Raw genomic sequence first — 23,215 nt, forward strand, 5'->3', positions numbered from 1 at the left:
AGCTACCATGACTCCCTCACTGATACCGACGATGACACCGATGATGACCACGACGATGAAACTGCTGCCGCTGGCCGGCCTGTTGGCCATGGGCCTGGCCCAGGCGGCCACGCCGACCCTGCCGGCGGCGCCGCTGGCCATGCCCCAGCTGCGCATCAGCGACCAGGCCGTTTCTGCCGACCAGCAGGCGTACCGGCTGCTGCAGGAGCGCATCAAGAAGCTCAACGACGGCGGCGTGCGCGTGGGCGACTATTACCTGTCCAAGGCGCAATGCTGGCTCGACGTATCATTCCACGAATACACGCGCAACGACCGCTCGGCCTTTCCCCTGCAGGCGCTGCAGGAATCGGCGAAGATTGTTGCCGCGCTGGAAGACGGCAGCACGCCCAATCCCGGCGATGCGACGCCGCTGGTGAACGACGCCACGCGCTTGCGCGACGACCTGTGGGCCGGCTTCGGCAAGTTGCGCGCCTCGCCGGGCTTTGCCTGCGCGGCGCAAAAGGTGGCGTGCGGCGAAGTGGAGCTGGCGCATGCGGGCAATGAATACAAGCAGCAGGGCTGGCGCCACGCGAACCCGTACGTGCAACTGGCCGAGGATGCGCAGGCGGCCGCCCAGTCCGCCGCGGCATCCTGTCCTGCCGACCAGCCGAAGCGGGTAACGCCGCCGGACATCTTGCCGCCGCGCATCGGGCATGAACGCATCACCCTGGACATGGACGCCCTGTTCCGCTTCGACAAGGCGGGCGCGGCCGACGTGCTGCCGCAGGGCATCGAGAAAATCCGCGACCTGGCGGCGCGCCTGAAGCAGGGCTATGTGCAGATCGATACGCTGTCCGTGACGGGGCATACTGACCGCCTGGGCTCGGACAGCTATAACCAGGCCTTGTCCGAGCGGCGCGCCCTGACGGTGAAACAGTTGCTGCGTGAACAGGGCATCGCCAATGTCATCAGCGCGTATGGCAAGGGCAAGGCGGAACCCGTTGCGGCTTGCGAGAAGGTGGCGCCGGGCGCGGCCCTGATCGCCTGTCTGCAGCCGAACCGCCGCGTGGAGATCGAGTTGACGGGTATCAAGAGTTCCGCAAGGGAGGGCGGCGCACCTTAGCGCTACGTCATAAGGCGGTCATATGCCGCTGTTATGATGCTTTTGTTGGCACACAGCATGCGGTGCGCAAATCACTACGTTCCGGGAGCGATAGGATGCAGGCATGACTCAACAGCTTAGCCGGTGAGCTCAACCATCGGCACCAGACAGGCCGGCGCAGCGTAAAATTGCTGCGATGGCAAGGCATGCAGGGTGAAAGCGGGAAAATGAAGGGGCTTTAATGAAGTCCTAAGCCTGACTAAGTGAAGGGCTGGCATAGTGGATACATGGCGCACGGAAACCCCGGGCGCAAGGTTGCCGGACACCTCAATGACCGGCACGATTTCCACTTTTTCATGTGTTTTCCGTTTTATCCCTGCGCTCTGAAACAGCGTTTCAACCGGCTGCCGCGACTTGCGAAGCCGGTTTTTTTTGCCCGGATTTTCGTGCAGGGCCGGAAAATGCCCGGCGCCGCCATACTGCGGCGCCGGGCGCGGGCGCTTAACCCGTTTGCTTGGCCAGCCATGCATCGACAGCCGGCAGGCGCTCGGTACGCACCTTGATGCGGTACTTGATGCCAGCCACGGAACTGTCGGCGTCGCCGCGCGCGCTGGCCGGCAGGTTGGCCTGCGCATACGCTTCCAGCTTGGCGATCATTTCCGGCTGCGCCGAGCCGGCGGCCAGGCGGGGGAAGTAGCGGCTGCGCGAACTGGCGTCGATGCGCGCATTGACCTGCTCCAGGTGGGCCAGCGCGAAGTCGAACGCCAGTTCCGGATGCCTGCGCGACACGCGCGAAATCATGGCCGGGCTGTTGGTCACGCCAGGTTCATCCGTCAGCGCCAGCGCCAGCGCGCGCTGCGCCAGGGCCGCGTCGTCGGTCGAGGCCAGCAAGTCGTACAGCTGGTTCTTGACCAGCGGCGTCTTTTCCTGCTGCGCCCTGGCGTGCAGCTGTTCCCAGGTGGCGGCGTCCGCATGCTGGGCCACGACGCCCAGGATGGTGCGGCGCAGCGGTGCGGGCATGGCGGACGGATCCTGTTCGCTGGCCGCGTAGCGGCGGCGCGCTTCCGCGATCACGCCGGGCTCGCCCATGTCGCCGAGGATGGCAATCAGGCGGCCGCGCAGGGTCGCCACGCTCGACGCTTCGCCCGCGCGCGCTTCCCAGCCCGTCTGCGCCATCATCGGCGCCAGGCGCGCCATGGCAAAGCGGGCGAAAGCCTGCTGGCGCGCCGTGTCGCCTGCATACTGTTCATACAGGCCGTTCAGCGCGCCGGCCACGCGGCCCAGCACTTGCGGGTCGGCCGACAGGGGCGTGGCCTTCACCAGTTCCAGGAAAGCGGCCGGGTCTTGCAAGCCCGCCATGCCCAGCGACTGGCTGTCCGCCAGCAAGCCCAGCTGGTCGATCGGCGCCAGGCGCGCGAAGCTGCCCGCCAGCGCGTGCGTGCCGGCCGGCGCATACAGGGTGCGGTAGTAGCCGCTCTGGCCCGCGTTCACCAGCAGGGCGCCGCAACCGGGCACGTTCAGGGTGGCCTTGCCATTCTTGACCAGCACGCGGGCCAGCTTGCCGTTGCCGACCGTCGACGCGATGACGGGCACTTTCCACGACAGCGGTTTCTTGTCCGGCTGGTCCTTGGAAAATTCCGTCTGCGTCAGGGTCACGCGCGTATTGCCCTTCCTGCACACGGCGTCGCCCACGGTGATCATGGGCACGCCCGGCTGCAGGGTGAAATCATGGGCGATGGCGCTGACAGGCTTGCCCGCGGCCGCGTCGACTTCGCGCCACAGGTCGTCGGATACCGTATTGCCATACGCATGCTTGCGCATGTAGCTGCGCACGGCCGTGCGCCACGTGTCGGCGCCCACGTACGCTTCGAGCATGCTGATCACGGCCTTGCCCTTTTGATAGGTGATGCCGTCGAAGGCCTGGCTGGCCTGTTCCACGGTGGCGATGCGCTGCACCACCGGATGCGTGGTGCGCAGCGCATCCTGGCTCATGGCCGATTCGCGCCCGCCCACCTTGGACAGGGCCGTGTTCCATTCCGGGTGCAAACGCTCCGTAGTGCGGCTTTCCATCCACGAGGCAAAGCCTTCGTTGAGCCACAGGTCGTCCCACCAGCGCATGGTGACCAGGTCGCCGAACCACTGGTGCGCCATTTCATGCGACAGGGTGGTGTAGATGTTTTCCTTGTCCGACTGGGTCGAGATGGCAGCGTCGAGCAGCAGGCCGTATTCGAAGGTGAACACGGCGCCCCAGTTTTCCATGGCGCCGAAGAACTGGCTGCGGCCCGGCGCGGCGATGTTGTCGAGCTTGGGCAGCGGGTAGCGCACGCCGAAATAATCGTTGTATTCGCGCAGCAGGGCGGCCGATTCGTCGAGCGCGAAGCGGCTTTGCGCCAGCGCGCCCTTCTTCGTGATGACGCCCAATTCCGTGCCGTCGGCCATCTTTGTCGCCCGCTCGAAGTCGCCCAGGCCGAAGAACAGCAAATACGTCGACATGCGCGGCGTGGTGGCGAAATACACGTGCTTCATGCCATTGCCCAGTTCTTCGCTGCTGGCGATCGGCATGTTACCGACGGCCATCTGGCTGCTCGGGACGACCACGTCCAGCGCGAAGGTGGCCTTGTAGTCCGGTTCATCCCACGACGGCAGCATGCTGCGCGCGTCCGAATTCTCGAACTGCGTGTACAGCGCGCGCTGGCGTCCTTGCGGCGTGTCGTAGTCGAGCGAGAACAGTCCCGTGGCCTGCGTGCCGATCTTGCCGGTGTAGTCGATGCGCAACAGGTACTCGCCCTTGGCCAGAGGCTCGGCGAAATGCACGGTGGCCGTCTGCTTGTCCGCGTCGATATCGATCTTGCGCGTCACCTGCTTGCTGCCGCCCGCGCCTTCGATGGCGGCGGCGGCAAACGCCAGGTTCAGGGCATTGAAAGTGATGCTGGCCGTCGGCGTGTCGACGGCCACCTTGATGGCGGCTGCGCCCTTGAAGGTGGAGGCGGCGGCGTCCGGCGTGATCGACAGGATGTAGTGCAAGGGCGTGACGCCGCGCGGCAGCTGCGTGGTGGTGCCAGGGGAGTGGCTGGCCGAGGCGTACTTGGCGGCGGGTGCGGCGTGGCCAGGGCTAAAGGCCGTGACGGCGGCCAGGGCCAGGACGGCGGCGGCCAGTTGGCTGCGGCGGAAACGCGGAGTCGGTGTGCGATGCATGGTATGCCCTTCGTTCATGGGTAAAACGCCCGCCGGCCGGGTAGGCTGCGAGCGTTGATGGCGGTTGGGGGACATCGCTGGAACTGGAAGCCAGCGTTCCCGTACAGCAATCTAAGTGGAAACGGGGGCAAAGTCAACGCGCCGGGACTGCCGCACCATCACGGTGCGCTGGTATGATGGGCGCCTGACCGCCTTGCCACAGGCCGGTGCCGCACCTGATTGTCAACCACCCTAACGAGACGAGACTTGCACATGAAACTGTATATCAGCCCCCGCACGCCGAATCCACGCCGCGTCACCATGTTCATCGCCGAAAAAGGCATCACCGGCATCGAGGAAGTGGCGCTCGACCTGATGGCGGGCCAGCACCGCGATCCCGCCTTCCTGGCGAAAAACCCGCTGGGCCGCGTGCCCGTGCTGGAATTGGCGGACGGACGCGTGTTGACCGAGACGCGCGCCATCTGTACTTACCTGGAAGGCTTGCAGCCGCAGCCGAACCTGATGGGCGAAGGTTTCGAGGAGCGCGCGTTCATCGAAATGGCCGACCGTCGCGTGGAACTGCATTTGTTCAGCGCCGCCGCCAACTGGGTGCGCCACGGCCATCCGGCCCTGGTGGCGCTGGAAAACCCGCAGTTTCCCGATTTCGCCACGGCGCAGGCGGGCAAGCTGCGCGAGACGGCGCAATGGCTGGACCAGGTGCTGGCGCAGCAGCCGTACATCGCCGGCGAGCGCTTCACCATTGCCGACATCACGGCTTTCTGCGCGCTGGAGTTTGCGCGCGGCCTGATGAAATACCGCCCCGGCGCGGAAGGTTTGCAACACCTGCAGGCCTACCGCGACCGCATCGCCGAACGCCCCAGCGCGCAGGCGAAGTAGGCCCATGAAAAAAACGCCTGCGCCGGAATCCGGTGCAGGCGTTCTGTCTTGCGGGGGCCGTCAGGCCGGGTTTGTCGACTTTCTTACTTCAGCTGCTCCAGCAGGAAGGTGTAGGTCAGCGCCCACATCAGCGCCTGCTGGTCGTTATTGGCGGCGCCCGCATGGCCGCCTTCCGTGTTTTCCCAGTACAGCACGTCGTGGCCTTGCTCTTCCATCTTGGCCACCATCTTGCGCGCATGGCCGGGGTGGACCCGGTCGTCGCGCGTCGAGGTGGTAAACAGCACGCGCGGATATTTCTTGTCCTTGAAGACGTTCTGGTACGGCGAGTACTTGCTGATGTACGCCCATTGTTCCTGCACGTCCGGGTCGCCATACTCTCCCATCCACGAGGCGCCCGCCAGCATCTTGTTATAGCGGCGCATGTCGAGCAGCGGCACCTGGCTGACGACGGCGTTGAACAGGTCGGGACGCTGCACCAGCACGGCGCCCGTCAGCAGGCCGCCATTGCTGCCGCCCATAATGCCCAGGTGGCGCGGACTGGTGACCTTACGCTGGATCAAATCCTGCGCCACCGAGATGAAATCGTCATACGCGCGCTGGCGGTTTTCCTTCAGCGCCGCCTGGTGCCAGCGGGGGCCGAATTCGCCGCCGCCGCGGATATTGGCCAGCACATACACGCCGCCTTTTTCCAGCCACGCGACGCCCGTGGTGCCGCTGTAGCTCGGTTTCAGCGACACTTCGAAGCCGCCGTAGCCATACAGCACGGTGGGGTTGCTGCCGTCGAATTTCGTCTTCTTGCCCATGATGGCGAAATACGGCACCTTCGTGCCATCCTTCGACGTCGATTCGAACTGCTCCACCTTGTACGGCGCCGCGTCGTAGTAGGCGGGCAGCGACTTGATCTTCGTGCGCTTGTCGCTTTGCGCCGTGGCCAGGTACAGGGTGGTCGGGTTGAGGAAGTCGGTCACCGTCAGGAAGTACTGGTCCGAGTCGACGGGATCGAGCGCGCTGACGGCCAGGGTGCCCAGCTTCGGCGCATCGACGGCGCGGCGCTGCCACTTGCCGTTCACGTGGCGCAGTTCCGTCAGGCGGTTCTTGACCTTGTCCAGGGTAGTGACGAGGATGGCCGATTTCGTCGCCGTGACATTGTCCAGCGACGACGTGGCCGTGGGCGCGTACAGCACTTCCAGCACCTGCTTGCCCTGCATGAAGGACTTGAAGTCGGTCGCCAGCAATGAGCCTTGCGCATAGGTCTTGCCGTTGACTTTCCAGTCCGAGCGCAGGGTGATGACCAGCTGGTCGCGCACGGTGAAGGCCGTCGCGTCGTCCGGTTTCGGCACTTTCTTCAGCTCGGCGCCGTCGCGCAGGAACATTTCGCTGCTGTAGAAATCGATTTGCCGCTCGATGAACTGGTGTTCGTGGCCGGGCGTGAAATCCTTGTAGGCACCCGCGCTCAGGTCGTCGGCTTTGGCTTCATACAGCGTTTGCGCCTGCGCCAGCGGCGTGCCGCGCTGCCACTGCTTGATGATGCGCGGGTAGCCGGAGCTGGTCATCGAGCCGGGGCCGAAATCCGTGGAGACGAACAGGGTGTCCTGGTCGATCCAGCTGGCGCTGCCCTTCGCTTCGGGCAGGGTGAAGCCGCCCTCGACGAAGGCGCGCCTGGCCACGTCGTATTCGCGTACCACCTTGGCGTCGCCGCCGCCGCGCGACAGGGAAATGAGGCAGCGTTCGCCCTTCGGATACAGGCAGGAAGCGCCGCCCCAGACCCAGTTTTCACTCTCGCCGGCGGCCAGCTGGTCGAGGTCGATCACGGTTTCCCATGCGGGTTCGGCCTGCTGGTACTGCGCCAGCGTGGTGCGGCGCCAGATGCCGCGCACGTGCTGGGCGTCGCGCCAGAAGTTGTAGTAATACTCGCCTTCCTTGCTGACGTAGGGAATGCGTTCCTTGGAATTGAGGATGGTTTTCAGGCGCGCCTGCAGGGCCGAAAAGCCGGGCTGGGCTTCCAGTTCCTTGGTGGTGACGGCATTGTGCTGCTTGACCCAGGCCAGCGGCTTGTCGCCGAGGACTTCTTCGAGCCACAGGTGGGGATCGGTGTTGGCGGCGGCGGGCGCGGGGGCTTGTGCATGGGCGATGCCCGCTGCGGCCAGGCCGAGCAGCATGCTGCTGGCGAGAATGCGATATGACGACATGTAGGGTTCCTGGTTGGTCCGATGGAGGCCGCGTTGCAGGCAAAACGGCGCAGCCATGGTGCCATGGATTGCTGTGAGGAACCAGTGTCTATGGGCGACTACTTAAAAAATAGCATGCTTTTCCAATATTGTTTGCTGGAATGGACGCCGGCCGCAGAATCTGCGGCGTGTCGCGCCTTTCAGCATACGCCAGGCCCGATCAGCGAGGTCAAGGTGAGCCGCGTCGGTTCGACATCGCCGCCGTCGCAGTGATAGATCCACAGTGCATCGTTGTCGCGGCTGTCGATGAACAGGATGCGCGTGTTTTCCTCGCCGATGGCCAGGCAAGCCGCCAGCTCGGCAAGGCTGAACGGTGCTGCCTGCTTCGACCCCGTTCCCGCCGCTTGCGCCAGGGCCTGCGCAAAGCCGGCCAGCTGCCTGACTGCCAGGTAGCTGGTTCCATCCACATCGACGTCCTGGCACAGCGCGTCCAGGCTGTACAGCGTGAAGGGCTCTTCGTCCTTGAAAATCGCCACGCCGGGTAGTGACGTTGCGCTGCGAAGGTGCGCGAGATAGGTCCGGGGCACGGTCACTTTTTCCCTGGCCAGCAATTTTTCCAGCTGCTTGCCGTTTTTCTTCGCGACTTTGGCGGCCCTGGGCGCAGCCGTCTCGCAAGCCTGGGCTATCCAGGCGACCGGATTGAACTGGAACATCCTTGCACATGCGGGGCAGTGCAGGAACATGAACGTCATTTTCTTGCCGATGGCCGTGTTTAAAAACGCAGCATCCGGGGCATCCATGGCGCTGCTGTCGAAGCGGCGCCCGCAGTCGCCGTCGTAGGGACAAGTAATCTCGGTCATGGCGTAGCGTGTTTAGGCATTGAAGTATTTCTCCATCCGTAAAGCGATTGCTTCTTTTTCTTCGGGAAAAGAGGCGCCGGGATTTTTCTTCCAATAGGCAAGGCCCTCGTTCAGTGCCCACAGGGCTTTTTCCTGCTGGCCCGCCATCAGATAAAAATCGCAGGCCCTGGCATGCGCGTCTTGCGCTTCGACCAGGCTCAGAGCGGCATTTTCCCAATTGGACAGGCGCTCAAGCCAGGGCAGGGCCAATGTGTGCAGATTGTGCCGCAGGCAGTGCATGACTGTCGCACTCCGGGCCGGATCGACGAGCTGGTGATGCGCTTCGCCGTCCACGCTCGCGCATTGCCAGTTCGGAATATTCCAGTCCGCCACGGCGCCAACGATGTGATTGGCAGGTTCATGACCGTAGCGCGCCTTGTGCCACGAGGTGTAGGATCTGGATGACACCTGATAGTGGCTCCAGAATGCCACGCAGACATGCTCTTCGTTATGGCGGTTGGCCTGGAAATGGATGGTCTGGACGAATTCGTTCCGCGCGCGCTTGAAGGTCAGCTGGCCTGGCGAGAACTTGAAGCCCGCTGCGGTCAGCGGTTCCAGCAAGAACGCTTCAATATTGGCGATGATCAGCGCTTTTGGCTTCATTCCGTTTCCTGGCATTCGTCGGTTGCGCCGCCTTGCTGTCAACATGCTGTCCAAACGGCGCTGCCATGTTGCCATAGATCAGCGCCAGCGCACCTTGCGGCGGGCAATCGTGCGAGGGGAAAACCTGCCGCTATTTTTCCTGCGCGCTTCCGGGGGCAGTGTGGTGGCCAGGCAGCCTGGCCACTACCTTGATCTCGAACTGGAAACCATACAGCCACGTCACGCCAACGGCCGTGACGGTGGGGTGGGGGGCTTCGCCCCAGTAACCGGCTTGCACGATATCCCAGATGCGCTGGAAGTTGGCCTGCGGGTCGACGATAAAGATGGTCACGTCCTGCACGTCGTCGAACGAGCAGCCGGCCGCTTGCAAGATGGCATTCAGGTTGTCGAAGGCGCGCCGGACCTGGGCTTCGAGCCCGGGTTCGGGCGAACCGTCTTCGCGGCTGCCGACCTGTCCCGACACGAACAGCAGGCCGTTGGCGCGCATGGCGGGCGAATAGCGGTTCTGCTCATACAGGGCTTGGCGGCCCGGAGGGAATACGACGTCGCGTTTCATCAGCTTTCCTTTGTCGATGCAGCGAAGTCGCTGCCTGGAGAACACTTTATCTGCTGCCAGCCTGCTGATAAAGCGGCCAGAATCGCCTGCACTGTTTGTATAATCCAAACAATCGGGTGGCGGAGGTGTGGATGGATAAGTTGGATACGATGCGGGCATTCGTGCGGGTGGTCGAGACGGGCAGTTTTACGCGGGCGGCCGCGACCTTGCATATGAGCCGCACGACGGTGACGCAGCTGGTGCAGCAGCTCGAGGCACGGCTGCGCCTGAAGCTGCTGAACCGAACCACGCGCAAGGTCAATGTGACGGCCGATGGCGCCGCCTACTACGAGCGCATCGTGCAGGTGCTCGACACCCTGGAAGAAATCGAAACGAGCTTGCCGCATGCCGCTGCCTTGCCGCGGGGCCAGTTGCGCGTGGACGTGCCCAGTCCGCTCGCCGCTTTGCTGCTGGTGCCGGCGCTGCCCGGGTTTCATGCGCGGTATCCCGATATTGTGCTCGACATGGGCGCCAGCGACCGCATGGTCGACGTGATCGGCGACAATGTCGATTGCGTGATACGTGGCGGTGACATCACCGATCAGTCGCTGATGGCGCGCAAGCTCGCCGACTTGCCGCTGGGCGTGTATGCGGCGCCTGCCTACCTGCAACGGGTGGGCACGCCCTTGCATCCGCTGGACTTGCAGGACAGCGCGCACCGCATCGTGCGCTTTCGCTGGGGACGCAGCGGCAACGGCTTTCCGTACGTGATGCACCGCGAGGGCAAGAGTGTGAAGATCCACGGCCAGTACGTGCTGTCGATCGACGATGGCAACGCCTACCTGGCGGCCGGGGTGGCGGGGCTGGGCGTGCTGTGGCTGCCCGATTATATGGCGCGGCCGCACGTGGCCAGGGGCGAGCTGCTGCCGCTGTTCCCCGCATGGACGGTCGACGCCATGCCGCTCTATCTCGCCTATCCGCCGAACCGCCATGTCAGCAAGAAACTGCGCGTCTTCATCGACTGGGTCGCCGAACTGATGGCCCGGCATGCCGCCCCCGCTGTCACCGTCACGGCAACTGATTGACCCACACGGGCGCCGACCAGACGATATTGCCGTCGTCCTGCGTCAGCCGCGCGTAATAGAAATGGGGGCCGGGCGCGGGCGTGAGGGTGAGTTCGGCCTGGTCCGATACCTGTGTGACGGAGCCATTGCTTCCCGGCACGCCGTGGAAGATGGCAACGGCGGCCGCTTGCCGCCCCGCGCTGTTGCTGAAGCTGATGGCCAGGTGCAAGGGGCCGTGGTTGTCGAAGCGCTCACCCATCAGCTTGCCGTTGGCCGTGAACAGCAGTTGCGCGTGCTTGTCCATGGTGGCAAACACGCGGCGCGCGCGCAGCGCTTCGAGGAAGCCGTCGCGTGACACGGGCGTGCCGGCGGCCGGGCTGGCCACCAGTACGGCCGTGCGGTTGCCGTAAGCCGCACCCCAGTTGGCGCAGTGGTTGTCCTGGTTGCTGCTGAAGGCCACGTGGTAGCCGGCCGCCAGGGCCCGGTTGCAGGCCGCCTCGTAATTGCTGCGCCGCGTCTCCGTTTCCTCGTCGTTGGTGGAAAAAGCGGACGTGTTCATGACTTCGCACAATACCATGGCCGCGTCGCCATCCGGCGTGTAGCCCAGCGGCTGGCCATCGACGAGAAACTGGCCCGCATAGGCGGGGTGGTTGAATTGCCCGATCCAGCCCCGTTCGCGCATCAGCGCGTACAGGCCAGCGTAATCGCTTTTCGGCGTTTCCACGTCGGCCAGCAGCTCGCCCAGGGCATTCCTTTCCCAGCCCAGCAGCTGGTCGCTATTGAAGATGTTCAGGTGGCCGCCCTTGTTGATGACGCCCCACTCCATGCCGTACAGGGCCAGGAAGCCGGGATGGGCGGCCGTATACGCGGCCGCTTCGGCCAGTCCTGTCTGGTACAAGGCTGTCGCTTCGGCCGGGATGGCAGCGGCGTTGGTGCCATCGGAACCGTCATACATATGGTTGTGCTCGGATGTCAGCAGGGCGTCGAGCCCATGTTGCTGCGCATATTTGTAGGCATCGATGGGACCGAAGGGCGCCGTTTGCGGTTCCTGCGCGCCATGGCAGGCATCGAGCGCCGCGCCGCCGTCGCTGTGGCGCGTCTGGCTGTGCAGGTTGGCGTAGACGATGCGGTACGCAAGCTGGCCATCCAGGCTGGGCAGTTGCTGCAAGCCGGCCTGGAAGGCGGGCACCCTGGGCGGCGCGCCGCCCCCCCGCTGCACCTGGATGTGCCATTGCTGTTCCACCTGCGCTTCCTGCGGCGTGCCGGCATCGGCCACGGCCAGCAGGCGCAGTTCATATAAACCGTCCGGGACCGGCACGCGCCGTGCGCGCGCATCGGCGTCGGCGCGGCCATCCCAGGGTAAGGCGACGCTCTGGCCGCCGGCCCCCACCTGTTCCGTGCCCGACCAGCGCCGCAGCAGGGCGCCTTGCGGGCCGGGGCCGGACAAGGTCAAGGTCCAGCGCACCGCATGCGCGCGCCCCGCGTCGGGATAGGCGAGGCGGATCAGAAAGGTGCGCGCCTGCGTTGTCCGTGCCCCGGGCGCGGCGCGGAAGGGCGCGACGACAGTGGCGTCGAGTTCGCTGTGCTCCTTCGGCTCTTGCGCGGCGACACTGTTGCTCCACGTTATGAGCAACACGCCGGCACACACGCAGGCGAGCCATGGGGGCCGCCAGCGGCGCAGTGTCTTGAGCATCGTGGCCTCCCGCAACTGCTTCAGATGGTAAGTTAGACAAGAGTTGCCACGTGCCGGTTCCCGCATGCACCAGCAAGTGGCGTGCTTGCACCGTGATTGGCCATGATCTGGCACAAAGCCAGTGCAAATGGCGTCGCGTACCCCTGCAAAAGCTGGCACGGCGCTTGCTACACAAGAGATACGGATCAACGGCGATCCCCTGAATAAACGCACAACGGTCCAACGACGGACCACATGGACAACGGCGTCCGCCCAGGCTGATTTTTTTGATCGGCGGGGGCGGGCGCCGTTTTGTTTTATCAACGGGATACTTCGGGAACCATCATGGCCAGCCAAAAAGCAACGCGCATCGCGCTCTTCTCCCTCGCCACGCCGCCCATGCGCGCATTCCACCTGACGTGGATGGCATTTTTCGTGTGTTTCTTCGCCTGGTTCGCCTGCGCACCCCTGATGCCTGTCATCAAGGGCGAGTTCGGTCTTTCCTTGGCGCAAGTGGCAAATATCAATATCGCGGCCGTCGCCATCACCATCCTCGTGCGCCTGATCGTGGGGCCCTTGTGCGACCGCTACGGCCCACGCAAGACCTACACGGGTTTGCTGCTGCTGGGCGCCATACCCGTGCTGGGCGTGGCCGCGTCGCAAAGCTATGAAAGCTTCCTGTTCTTCCGCCTGGGCATCGGCGCCGTCGGCGCCAGCTTTGTCATTACGCAATATCACACCTCCGTGATGTTTGCGCCCCGCGTGGTCGGCACGGCGAATGCGGCTGCCGCCGGCTGGGGCAATGCGGGCGGCGGCGCGGCGCAGGCGCTGATGCCGCTGTTGCTGGGCGCCGTGCTGATGCTGGGCGTGTCCGAATCGCTGGGCTGGCGCATCGCGCTGCTGGTGCCGGGCGTGCTGATGCTGGTGATGGCTGCCCTCTACTGGCGCTTTACGCAGGATTGCCCGGAAGGCAATTACGCGGACTTGCGCGCCGCCGGCGTGGCTATCGAGGGGGGAAAGGCCGGACATGCTCCGGCCGGTGGCTGGGCCAGCTTCAAGGCCGCCAGCAGCAATTATCGCGTGTGGCTGCTGTTCGTCACCTACGGCGCCTGCTTCGGCATCGAGATTTTCATCCACAACATCGCCGCCGTGTACTACGTCGACCATTTCGGCCTGTCCTTGAAATCGGCGGGACTGGCCGCCGGCAGCTTCGGCTTGCTGGCCCTGTTTTCCCGGGCTTTGGGCGGCTGGATGTCGGATAAATTGGCCCTGCGCGGCAACCTGAACAGCCGCGTGACCCTGCTGTTCATGTTGATGATCGGCGAAGGCGTGGGCTTGCTGTGGTTTGCCAAGGTCGACAGCGTCACGTACGCCGTCATCGCCATGCTGGTCTTCGGCCTGTTCACCCACATGGCCTGCGGCGCGACCTATGCGCTGGTGCCCTTCATCGACAGCCGCGCGCTGGGCGGCGTGGCCGGCATCATCGGCGCGGGCGGCAACGTGGGCGCCGTGGCGGCCGGCTTCCTGATGAAGGGCACGGGCGATATCCGCCAGACCTTGATTATCCTCAGCGCGCTGGTGGTGATCTCGGCCCTGTGCGCCATCGCCGTGCGCTTTACCCGCGAAGCGGCCGAACCGAACATGGCCGCGGCCTGAGGAGACAGCAATGAATCACCCCTTGAACATCGTCGTCCTTGGCCATGGCATGGTCGGGCATAAATTCCTCGAACGCCTGGCCCTGGAAAACGCGCCGCACCTGCACGTCACCGTACTGTGCGAAGAGCCGCGCCCCGCCTACGACAGGGTGCACCTGTCGGAATTTTTCAGCGGCAAATCGGCCGACGACCTGTCGCTGGTGGCGCCCGGCTTCTTCGACAAGGGCAACGTCGTGCTGAAGCTCAATGCGCGGGCCGTGTCCATCGACCGTGCCGCGAAAACCGTCACGGCCAGCACGGGCGAAGTCTTGATCTACGACAAACTCGTGTTCGCCACCGGCTCGACGCCGTTCGTGCCGCCGCTGCCGGGCAAGGAGCGCGACGGCTGCTTCGTCTACCGCACCATCGAAGACCTGGAAGCCATGCTGGCCTGGGGCGGCAAGTCAAAAACTGGCGTGGTGATCGGCGGCGGGCTGTTGGGCCTCGAATGCGCGAAGGCCTTGCGCGATCTGAAGCTCGACACCCACGTGGTGGAATTCGCGCCGCGCCTGATGGCCGTGCAGGTCGATGAAGGCGGCGCGCGCGTCCTGCGCCGCAAGATCGAGGAACTGGGCGTGACCGTGCACACGCAAAAGAATACCTTGGCCATCGTCGACGGCGAAGCGGCCACGCACCGCATGCAGTTCGCCGACGGCAGCCACCTGGAAGCGGACATGATCGTCTTCTCGGCCGGCATCCGCCCCCGCGACGAGCTGGCGCGCGCCTGCGGCCTGGAGGTGGGGCCACGGGGCGGCATCGCCATCGACGACAGCTGCGTCACCTCCGACCCGGACATCTACGCGATCGGCGAATGCGCGCTGTGGGGCGGCCTGGTCTTCGGCCTGGTGGCGCCCGGCTATGAAATGGCGCGCATCGCGGCGCGCCATGTGCTGCAGGAGGAAGAAGGAGAAGCGGGCGAAGCATCGTTCAAGGGCGCCGACATGAGCACCAAGCTCAAATTGATGGGCGTGGACGTCGCCAGCCTGGGCGACCCGCACGGCAATGCGCCGGGCAGCCGCTCCTACCAGTTCATGGACGAGCGCAAGCAGATCTACAAGAAAATCGTCGTTTCCGACTGCGGCAAGTACCTGCTGGGCGGCGTGATGGTGGGCGACGCCAGCGAATACGGCACCTTGCTGCAGATGATGCTCAACAAGATAGAGCTGCCGGCATCCCCCGAATTCCTGATCCTGCCGCAGGCGGACGGCCAGCAAAAGGTCGGCCTGGGCGTGGACGCCTTGCCCGAATCGGCGCAAATCTGCTCGTGCAACGACGTGTCGAAGGGCGCGCTGTGCGCGGCCGTCGCCGGGGGAGCCACCAGCATCGGCGCATTAAAATCCTGCACGAAAGCCGGCACCGCGTGCGGCGGCTGCGTGCCGCTCGTGACGCAGATCATGAAGGCGGAAATGCAAAAGCAGGGCCTGGCAGTCAACAACCACGTGTGCGAACACTTTGCGTACTCGCGTCAGGAATTGCACCACTTGGTGCGCGTGGGCAAGATCCGCAGCTTCGGCGCGCTCCTGGGCGCGCATGGCCAGGGTTTGGGGTGCGACGTGTGCAAGCCCGTGGCGGCGAATATCCTCGCCTCTTGCTGGAACGATTTCGTGCTCTCTCCTGTGCACGCCAGCTTGCAGGACAGTAACGATTATTTCCTTGGCAATATCCAGAAGGATGGCACGTATTCCGTCGTACCCCGCATGCCGGGCGGCGAAGTGACGGCCGACGGCTTGATCGCCGTGGGCATGGTGGCGAAAAAATACGGTCTCTACACGAAAATCACGGGCGGCCAGCGGGTCGACCTGTTCGGCGCGCGCGTCGACCAGTTGCCTGCCATCTGGGAAGAGCTGATCGCGGCCGGCTTCGAGTCGGGCCACGCCTACGGCAAATCCTTGCGCACGGTCAAATCGTGCGTCGGCTCCACCTGGTGCCGCTACGGCGTGGCCGACAGCGTGGGCTTTGCCATCCAGCTGGAAAACCGCTACAAGGGCTTGCGCACGCCGCACAAGATCAAGTTCGGCGTTTCCGGCTGCACGCGCGAATGCGCCGAGGCGCAAGGCAAAGATATCGGCCTGATCGCCACGGAAAAGGGCTGGAATCTGTACGTGTGCGGCAATGGCGGCATGAAACCGCGCCATGCGGAATTGCTGGCGTCCGATCTCGATGAAGCCACCCTGGTGCGCTACGTCGACCGCTTCCTGATGTTTTACGTGCGCACGGCCGACCGCCTGCAGCGCACCAGCGTGTGGCGCGACAACCTGGAAGGGGGCCTCGATTATCTGAAGTCCGTCGTCGTGGCCGACCGCCTGGGCATCGCCCACGAACTGGAGGCGGACATGCAGCACGTGGTCGACACCTATGCGTGCGAATGGAAAGCGGCCGTCACGGACCCCGCCGTGCGCCAGCGTTTCCGCCATTTCGTCAACAGCGAAAAGAACGATGAAAACGTGGTGTTCGTCGAAGAGCGGGGCCAGATCCGGCCCGCCACGCTTGACGAACGCCGCGGCACCGTGATCCCCATCCTTGCCGTGGAGGCTTGAGCCATGAATGCGATGAATGAACTTTCCGGCGCTACCGCCGACAACTGGGTGGCCATCTGCCCCTTGACCGACATCGTGCCCGACACGGGCGTGTGCGCCTTGCTCAATGGGCGCCACGTGGCCGTGTTCCGCGTCGGCGATGCCGCGCCGCGCGTGTACGCCATCGACAATATCGACCCGAACGCGGGCGCTTCCGTGCTGTCGCGGGGCCTCGTGGGCAGTATCGGCGAGCGCGTCGTCGTCGCCTCGCCCATCTACAAGCAGCATTTCGACCTGGCCAGCGGCGAGTGCATCGAAGCGCCGGAACACTCGGTCGCCGCCTGGCCGGCGCGCGTGTTTGCGGACATGGTGTGGGTGGCCTTGTGAATCCGCCAGTCAGGGCCACTGCGCGTCCCTCGCTGGTCGTCGTCGGCAACGGTATGGCCGGCATGCGCACGGTCGAGGAACTCTTGAAACTCGCGCCGGACCTGTACGACATCACCGTGTTCGGCGCCGAACCGCACGGCAATTACAACCGCATTCTGCTCTCCCCGGTGCTGGCCGGCGAAAAGTCGGTGGACGACATCATGCTGCATACGCGCGACTGGTATGCGCACAACGGCATCACCCTGCACGCGGGCGACCCCGTCGTGCGCATCGACCGCCAGGCGCGCACGGTACAAGCGCTGTCGGGCATCGAGGTGCGCTACGACCGACTGCTGCTGGCCACGGGATCCACGCCCTTCATCGTGCCCGTGCCGGGCCACGCGCTGCCCGGCGTGATCGGTTTTCGCGATATCAGCGATGTCGACACCATGCTGCAGGCGGCGCGCCAGCACCGCCACGCGGTGGTCATCGGCGGCGGCTTGCTGGGGCTGGAAGCGGCCAACGGCTTGCAGCGCCAGGGCATGGACGTCACCGTGGTGCACATGAGCGGCGCCCTGATGAACCAGCAGCTGGACGCACCCGCCTCGATGCTGCTGAAAACGGCGCTGGAAGCGCGCGGCCTGCGTTTCCTGATGCAGGCGCAAACATCCTCCATTCTGGGCAGCACCCGCGTGGAAGGCGTGCAGTTTGCGGACGGCAGCAGCATTCCCGCCGACCTGGTGGTGATGACGGCCGGCGTGCGGCCCAACATCGCCTTGGCGCAAGCGGCCGGCCTGCACTGCGAACGGGCCATCGTCGTCGACGACTGCCTGCAAAGCTATGACCCGCGCGTGTACGCCGTGGGCGAATGCGTGCAGCACCGGCGCGCTACCTTCGGCCTGGTGGCGCCCATCTGGGAACAGGCGCGCGTGTGCGGCGCGCACCTGGCCGGCGCGGGCCACCGCCGCTACGTGCAGCAAGCCAGCGCCACCAAACTGAAAGTGACGGGCATCGACCTGTATTCGGCCGGCGACATCATCGGCGGCGAAGGCAGCGAAGACCTGGTGCTGCGCGATCCGCGCCGCGGCGTCTACAAGCGCCTGGTGGTGCAGGGCAGCCGCCTGACCGGCGCCGTGCTGTATGGCGACGTGCAGGACGGTCCCTGGTATTTCGACCTGATCCAGCAGCGCCGCGACATCAGCAAGCTGCGCGCCCATTTATTGTTTGGCCAGGCGCTGTGCGCCCAGGCCGCCTGACAGCGACCAACAGGATACTTTCATGACTAGCTGCACGCCCGTGAAAACCACTTGCCCGTACTGCGGCGTCGGCTGCGGCGTGGAAGCGACACGCCTGCCCGACGGCGCCATCCGCATCGCTGGCGACACGGCCCACCCGGCCAACCTGGGCCGCCTGTGCGTGAAAGGCTCGGCGCTGGGCGACACCCTGGACCTGGAGAACCGTTTGCTGCAGCCGCAGGTGCGCGTCGACGGCGTGCTGCGGCGCGCCTCCTGGGACGCCGCGCTGGACCAGGTGGCCGGCGGCTTGCGCGCCATCATCGCCGAGCACGGCCCCGACGCCGTGGCCCTGTATGTCTCGGGCCAGCTGCTGACGGAAGATTATTATGTTGCCAACAAATTCATGAAGGGCTATGTGGGCAGCGCGAATATCGACACCAATTCGCGCCTGTGCATGTCGTCCGCCGTGGCCGGCCACAAGCGCGCGTTCGGCGAGGATATCGTGCCGGGCTGCTATGACGACCTGGAACTGGCCGACATGGTGGTGCTGGTGGGCTCGAACACGGCCTGGTGCCACCCGATCCTGTTCCAGCGCATCGCCCGCATCCGCGAAACCCGGCCGCACATGAAACTGGTGGTGATCGACCCGCGCCGCACGGCCACCTGCGAGCTGGCCGATTTGCACCTGCCCGTGAAACCGGGCACCGACGTGTGGCTGTTCAACGGCTTGCTGTGCTATCTGGCGAAGGAAGGCGCGATCGACGACGCTTTCGTCACGCAGCACAGTGCGGGCCTCGACGACGCGCTGGCGGCCGCCCACGTGGATTGCGGCGACCCCTTGCAGGTGGCGGCCATCTGCAAGGTCGACCCGCACGCCTTGCTGGCGTTTTACCAGGCGTTTGCCGCCACGCGCAAGGTCGTCACCGCGTTTTCCCAGGGCGTGAACCAGTCATCGAGCGGCACGGACAAGGTCAACAGCATCATCAACTGCCATCTGGCGACGGGACGCATCGGCCAGCCCGGCATGGGGCCGTTTTCCCTCACGGGCCAGCCGAACGCCATGGGCGGGCGCGAAGTGGGCGGCCTGGCCAACATGCTGGCGGCGCACCTGGAGCTGGACAAGCCGCTGCACCGCGAGGCCGTGCAAACCTTCTGGGACTCGCCGCGCATGGCAAGCAAGCCTGGCCTGAAGGCCGTGGAACTGTTCCACGCAATCGAGGCGGGTAAAGTGAAAGCCGTGTGGATCATCGCCACCAATCCGCTGGTCAGCATGCCGGACGCGGACCAGGTGCGCCGCGCGCTGGCCAAGTGCGAACTGGTGGTGGTGTCGGACATCAGCGCCGGCTCGGACACGAACGTCCATGCCGACGTGCTGCTGCCGGCCCTGGGCTGGGGCGAAAAGGATGGCACGGTGACCAATTCGGAGCGCCGCATCTCGCGCCAGCGGGCGTTTCTGCCGGCGCCCGGCGAAGCGCGCGCCGACTGGGACGTGCTGTGCGACGTGGCGCGGCGCATGGGTTATGCCGGCTTCGATTTCGCGGCGCCGCAGGCCATTTTCGACGAACACGCGCGCCTGTCCGCCTTCCGCAACGAGGGGGAATTGGCGCGCCTGTTCAATCTGTCGCACCTGGCGGCGCTCAGCGCCGCGCAATACGACGCGCTGGCGCCGCAGCAGTGGCCGCAGGGCCAGGCGAGGTTGTTCGGCGACGGCCGCTTCGCGCATGCGGACGGGCGCGCGCGTTTCGTGCCCACGGTGCCGCGCGCGCCGCGCAACATGCCCGACGAAGATTATCCGCTGATCCTGAATACGGGCCGGGTGCGCGACCAGTGGCACACGATGACGCGCACGGGCAAGGCGGCGAAACTGTCGGGGCATATAGCCGAGGCCTTCATCGACCTCCACCCGCAGGATGCGCTGCTGTACAGCGTGCGCGAAGGCGAGCTGGCGCGCATTTCCAGCGCCTGGGGCGCGATGGTGGCGCGCGTCGTGCATGGCGGCGGCATCGCGCGCGGCCAGGTCTTCGTGCCCATCCACTGGAGCGACGCGAATGCGTCCGACGCGCGCGTGGGCGCCGTTGTCAACCCGGTCGTCGACCCCGTCTCGGGCGAACCGGAATTCAAGCACACGCCCGTGCGCATCGAGCAATTCCGCGTGCACTGGCATGCGTTTGTCCTGAGCCGCACGCCCTTGAACCTGGACGGCGTGGCGCACTGGACGCGCATCCAGGGCGAGCAATTCCTGCGCTACGAACTGGCCGGCCGCCAGCGCATCGAGGATCTCGGCGCTTGGGCGCGCGCGCTGCTGGGCGTGACGGACGAGAATGCCGACTGGCTCGATTATGCGGATGCCAGCGCGGGCGTATACCGCGCCGTGCACCTGGACGAGGGGCGCATCGCGCAATGCGTGTACGTGTCGCCGCGGCCCGACCTGCCGTCGCGCAGCTGGCTGGCTGGCCTGTTTGCGCACGCGCAAATGGATGCGCTTGATCGCGCCGGCGTGCTGCTGGGCCAGCCCATCGGCAAGGGCATGGACGCCGGCCCCACCGTGTGTTCGTGCTTTGGCGTGGGGCGCAATACCATATGCGCGGCCATCGTGGAACAGAAGCTGACGACGACGGCGCAGGTGACGGCCTGCGTCAAGGCGGGCGGCAATTGCGGCTCCTGCGTACCGGAGATACGACAGTTGCTGCTTGAGGCGCGCAGCGCGGCCTGAAAATCTGTCCTTTCCGGCACGGCTTTGTTATATTGCCAGCTCTATAACAGAGAGGCAGTGTGATGACAGCAGTACAACACCCGACGGTCTGGCTGACGGGCTTGAGCGGCGCCGGCAAGACCAGTATCGCCCTGTCGCTGGCGCAGGCGCTGAAGGCGCAGGGCCGCGCCGTGGCTATGCTCGACGGCGACCAGCTGCGCCATGGCTTGAACCGCGACCTGGGTTTTACGCCCGAAGACCGGCATGAAAACATCCGCCGCGTGGCCGAAGTGGCGCGCCTGATGAACGGCGCGGGCTTGACCGTCATCGCCGCCTTCATTTCCCCCAGCCGCGCCGACCGGGCCATGGCCGCCGCCATCGTCGGCACGGCGCATTTCATCGAAGTCCACGTCAGCACCCCGCTGGCCGTGTGCGAGGCGCGCGACGTCAAGGGCCTGTACGCGAAGGCGCGCGCGGGGCAGATCGCCGAATTCACGGGCGTGTCCGCTCCCTACGAAGCGCCGCTGGCGGCCGCGCTGACCCTGGACACGGGCGCCCTGGCGCTGGAAGAGTCGGTCGAGCGTCTGTGCCGGCATTTGCAGCAGCGGCCGTGACGACCTGGCGCAAATGGCTGCGCCGGCACTTGCCCGCCAGCCTGAAGGCGCGCATGAGCGTGGTCGTCTTCCTGCTCGTGCTGGGCGCGGTCGCCTCGCTGGCGCTGGCCACCCTGGCCGTGGCCGAGCGCGGCATGCGCGATGTGACGGGGCGCCAGCAGTACGTATCGCTGTCCAGCGCCGCCGTCTTCATCGATGAAGAACTCGACGCGAAGCGCAATGTGCTGCGCGCGATGGCGGACAGCCTGGCGGCCGGCGGCGCGCACGACGGCGCCAGCCTGCAGCGCTTCCTGGCCGCGCAAACGGTGCTGAGCAAGGAGTTTTATTCGGCCGGCGTGGTCGGCATCGACGGCGTTGTCCTGGCCAGCGTGAGTCCCTTCAAGCCGCAGGCGGGGTTGAACGTCAAGGGCCGTCCTTACTTCGAACAGACGCTGGCGACGCGGCGCTCGGTGATTTCCGCGCCGCTCAACGGCAGCATTTCCGGCATGCCCATCGTCGTGGTGACCCAGCCCGTGTTCGACGCGCAGGGCGGCGTGCGCTATGTGCTGGCGGCCAGCGTGAACCTGCGCCAGCCCGATTTCCTGGGGCGCCTGGGCGCGCTCAAGCCGGGTCCGGGCGGCTACCTGTACATCATGACCAGCGCAGGCGTGATCGTCGAGCATCCCGACAAGTCGCGCATCATGCAGCATATCGAAGCGCATGGCCCGATCAGCATACCGACGCGGCGCGCCATGCAGGGTTTCGAGGGCTGGCTGACGGGCACCACCTCGCAAGGCGTCGATGCCCTGTTTGCCTACCACCGCATCGCCTCGACGGACTGGATACTGGCCTCCGTCTATCCCATGAGCGACGCGTTCGCGCCGCTGCATGCCATCCGCAGCAAGATCCTGCTGGCCGCCGTGCTGCTGGCAGCGCTGGCGGGCCTGGCCGGCTGGCGCGTGGTGCTGCGCCTGTTGCAGCCTTTGGCGCGCCTGCGCCACCAGGTGCATGAGATCCGCCGTCATCGCCTGGGCATCGATGTGCTGCAAATCGAGCGGCGCGACGAAATCGGCGACTTGAGCCGCGACTTTTATTCGCTGGTGGCCGAGCGCGAAATCGCCGAGGCGCAGACGCGCGGCAGCGAGCGGCGCCTGAAACTGCTGACGGACCATGTGCCCGTGGTGATCGTGTATATCGACCGCGAGCACCGCTACCAGTTCATCAACGCCACGTTTGAAAAATGGTTCGGCAGGTCGCAGCGGGAAAGCCTGATGCAGTCGATCCGCGACGTGCTCGGCGAAGAGGCGTATCAATTGCGCGAAGCCTACCTGCGGCGCGCTTTCGCGGGCGAGGAGGTCGAATATGAATTTACCATCGGCGGTGAAGGGGAGGCCGGCCCGCGCGCCTTCCAGACCAGTTACGTGCCGGACGTGGGCGAGAGCGGCGCGGTGGAAGGCGTGTATGGCCTGATCCACGAAATCACCAAGACCAAGGCGGTGCACACGGCGCTGCAGTCTGCCGCCGCCACCGATACCCTGACGGGCATCGCCAACCGGCGCCGCTTCGACGAGCAGCTGGCGCAAAGCATGCAGCGCACGCGGGCCGCGCGCGCGCCGATGGCGCTGGCCTATCTCGATATCGACCGTTTCAAGGCCATCAACGACAGCCTGGGACACAAGGCGGGTGACGAGGTGCTGAAGGAATTCGCCGCGCGCCTGGTGCGCAGCGTGCGCGCCAGCGATCTGGTGGCGCGCCTGGCCGGCGATGAATTCGTGATCATTCTCGAAGGCGTGAACGGCGCGGCCGAAGTGCGCCAGGTCGGCGCCAAGATCATCGACGCCATCCGCCAGCCCTTCGCGCTGGCCAGCGGCCCGCTGCCGGTGACGACCAGCATCGGCATCGCCATCTTCCGCGAAGGCGCGCTGACGCCGGCGCAGTTGCTGGACCTGGCCGACCAGGCCCTGTATGCCGCCAAGGGGCAGGGCCGCGACGGCGTGGCGCTGCTCGAGGCGGCGCCGTAGGTTTT

General features: G+C 65.5%; 17 protein-coding genes. 10 read left to right on the forward strand and 7 right to left on the reverse strand.

Going from position 1 to position 23,215, the window contains the following annotated elements:
- Window positions 1-7 precede the first annotated feature (7 nt).
- The gene (locus tag OX460_RS00915; protein WP_289897314.1) at window positions 8-1,102 is read left to right on the forward strand and encodes an OmpA family protein; all 1,095 of its coding nucleotides are present in this window, start codon (window positions 8-10) and stop codon (window positions 1,100-1,102) included.
- Window positions 1,103-1,218: 116 nt separating this feature from the next.
- On the opposite strand, the gene OX460_RS00920 is transcribed toward OX460_RS00915, so the two are convergent.
- Both OX460_RS00920 and OX460_RS00925 read right to left on the reverse strand, forming a co-directional pair.
- Complete coding sequence (locus tag OX460_RS00920; protein ID WP_289897315.1) at window positions 1,219-1,611, reverse strand: hypothetical protein; 393 nt, start codon at window positions 1,609-1,611, stop codon at window positions 1,219-1,221.
- The gene (locus OX460_RS00925) at window positions 1,583-4,276 is read right to left on the reverse strand and encodes a M1 family metallopeptidase (protein ID WP_289897316.1); all 2,694 of its coding nucleotides are present in this window, start codon (window positions 4,274-4,276) and stop codon (window positions 1,583-1,585) included. Before OX460_RS00925 ends, OX460_RS00920 begins: the two co-directional genes overlap by 29 nt.
- A gap of 252 nt (window positions 4,277-4,528) precedes the next feature.
- On the opposite strand from OX460_RS00925, the gene OX460_RS00930 reads away from it, so the two are divergent.
- The gene (locus OX460_RS00930; protein ID WP_099667313.1) at window positions 4,529-5,152 is read left to right on the forward strand and encodes a glutathione S-transferase family protein; all 624 of its coding nucleotides are present in this window, start codon (window positions 4,529-4,531) and stop codon (window positions 5,150-5,152) included.
- Window positions 5,153-5,235: 83 nt separating this feature from the next.
- On the opposite strand, the gene OX460_RS00935 is transcribed toward OX460_RS00930, so the two are convergent.
- The 4 genes from OX460_RS00935 to OX460_RS00950 form a co-directional block, all read right to left on the reverse strand.
- Window positions 5,236-7,341 carry a prolyl oligopeptidase family serine peptidase gene (locus OX460_RS00935; RefSeq protein WP_289897317.1) on the reverse strand — a complete coding sequence of 702 codons (2,106 nt, stop codon included), beginning with the start codon at window positions 7,339-7,341 and terminating at the stop codon, window positions 5,236-5,238.
- Between the two features lie 179 nt (window positions 7,342-7,520).
- Window positions 7,521-8,180, reverse strand: coding sequence for a hypothetical protein (locus tag OX460_RS00940; protein WP_289897318.1), 660 nt, complete (start codon window positions 8,178-8,180; stop codon window positions 7,521-7,523).
- A gap of 12 nt (window positions 8,181-8,192) precedes the next feature.
- Entirely contained in the window at window positions 8,193-8,822 is a 630-nt protein-coding gene (locus OX460_RS00945; protein ID WP_289897319.1) for a DUF4304 domain-containing protein, read from the reverse strand.
- Between the two features lie 130 nt (window positions 8,823-8,952).
- Window positions 8,953-9,381 (reverse strand): RidA family protein, encoded by a 429-nt coding sequence (locus OX460_RS00950; RefSeq protein WP_289898398.1) that lies wholly within the window; start codon window positions 9,379-9,381, stop codon window positions 8,953-8,955.
- Window positions 9,382-9,509: 128 nt separating this feature from the next.
- Between OX460_RS00950 and OX460_RS00955 the strand changes: the two genes are divergently transcribed.
- A complete protein-coding gene (locus OX460_RS00955) occupies window positions 9,510-10,442 on the forward strand; it encodes a LysR family transcriptional regulator (protein ID WP_289897320.1) in 933 nt (310 codons plus the stop codon).
- Here OX460_RS00955 and OX460_RS00960 read toward each other — a convergent pair.
- Window positions 10,426-12,114: a CehA/McbA family metallohydrolase gene (locus OX460_RS00960; protein ID WP_289897321.1), complete on the reverse strand. Its 1,689-nt coding sequence runs from the start codon at window positions 12,112-12,114 to the stop codon at window positions 10,426-10,428. The two genes, OX460_RS00955 and OX460_RS00960, sit on opposite strands and share 17 nt — an antisense overlap.
- Before the next feature lie 324 nt (window positions 12,115-12,438).
- Here OX460_RS00960 and OX460_RS00965 point away from each other — a divergent pair, with 324 nt between their 5' ends.
- The 7 genes from OX460_RS00965 (at window position 12,439) to OX460_RS00995 (ending at window position 23,210) form a co-directional block, all read left to right on the forward strand.
- Complete coding sequence (locus OX460_RS00965; protein WP_289897322.1) at window positions 12,439-13,749, forward strand: MFS transporter; 1,311 nt, start codon at window positions 12,439-12,441, stop codon at window positions 13,747-13,749.
- A gap of 10 nt (window positions 13,750-13,759) precedes the next feature.
- Window positions 13,760-16,324 (forward strand): nitrite reductase large subunit NirB, encoded by a 2,565-nt coding sequence (gene nirB / locus OX460_RS00970; protein WP_289897323.1) that lies wholly within the window; start codon window positions 13,760-13,762, stop codon window positions 16,322-16,324.
- Between the two features lie 12 nt (window positions 16,325-16,336).
- Window positions 16,337-16,690 carry a nitrite reductase small subunit NirD gene (gene nirD / locus OX460_RS00975; protein WP_099667321.1) on the forward strand — a complete coding sequence of 118 codons (354 nt, stop codon included), beginning with the start codon at window positions 16,337-16,339 and terminating at the stop codon, window positions 16,688-16,690.
- On the forward strand, window positions 16,687-17,925 hold the full coding sequence (locus OX460_RS00980) for an FAD-dependent oxidoreductase (RefSeq protein ID WP_289897324.1): 1,239 nt from the start codon (window positions 16,687-16,689) through the stop codon (window positions 17,923-17,925). Before nirD ends, OX460_RS00980 begins: the two co-directional genes overlap by 4 nt.
- 22 nt (window positions 17,926-17,947) lie before the next feature.
- Window positions 17,948-20,617 (forward strand): nitrate reductase, encoded by a 2,670-nt coding sequence (locus OX460_RS00985; RefSeq protein ID WP_289897325.1) that lies wholly within the window; start codon window positions 17,948-17,950, stop codon window positions 20,615-20,617.
- A gap of 62 nt (window positions 20,618-20,679) precedes the next feature.
- Window positions 20,680-21,210 carry an adenylyl-sulfate kinase gene (cysC, locus tag OX460_RS00990; protein WP_289897326.1) on the forward strand — a complete coding sequence of 177 codons (531 nt, stop codon included), beginning with the start codon at window positions 20,680-20,682 and terminating at the stop codon, window positions 21,208-21,210.
- Window positions 21,207-23,210, forward strand: a complete 2,004-nt coding sequence (locus OX460_RS00995; protein ID WP_289897327.1) for a diguanylate cyclase — start codon at window positions 21,207-21,209, stop codon at window positions 23,208-23,210. The genes cysC and OX460_RS00995 overlap by 4 nt, the downstream gene beginning before the upstream one ends.
- The last annotated feature ends 5 nt before the right edge of the window (window positions 23,211-23,215 follow it).

The organism is Janthinobacterium sp. SUN033, from assembly GCF_030397595.1.
GTDB classification, from domain to species: Bacteria; Pseudomonadota; Gammaproteobacteria; order Burkholderiales; family Burkholderiaceae_D; genus Janthinobacterium; species Janthinobacterium kumbetense.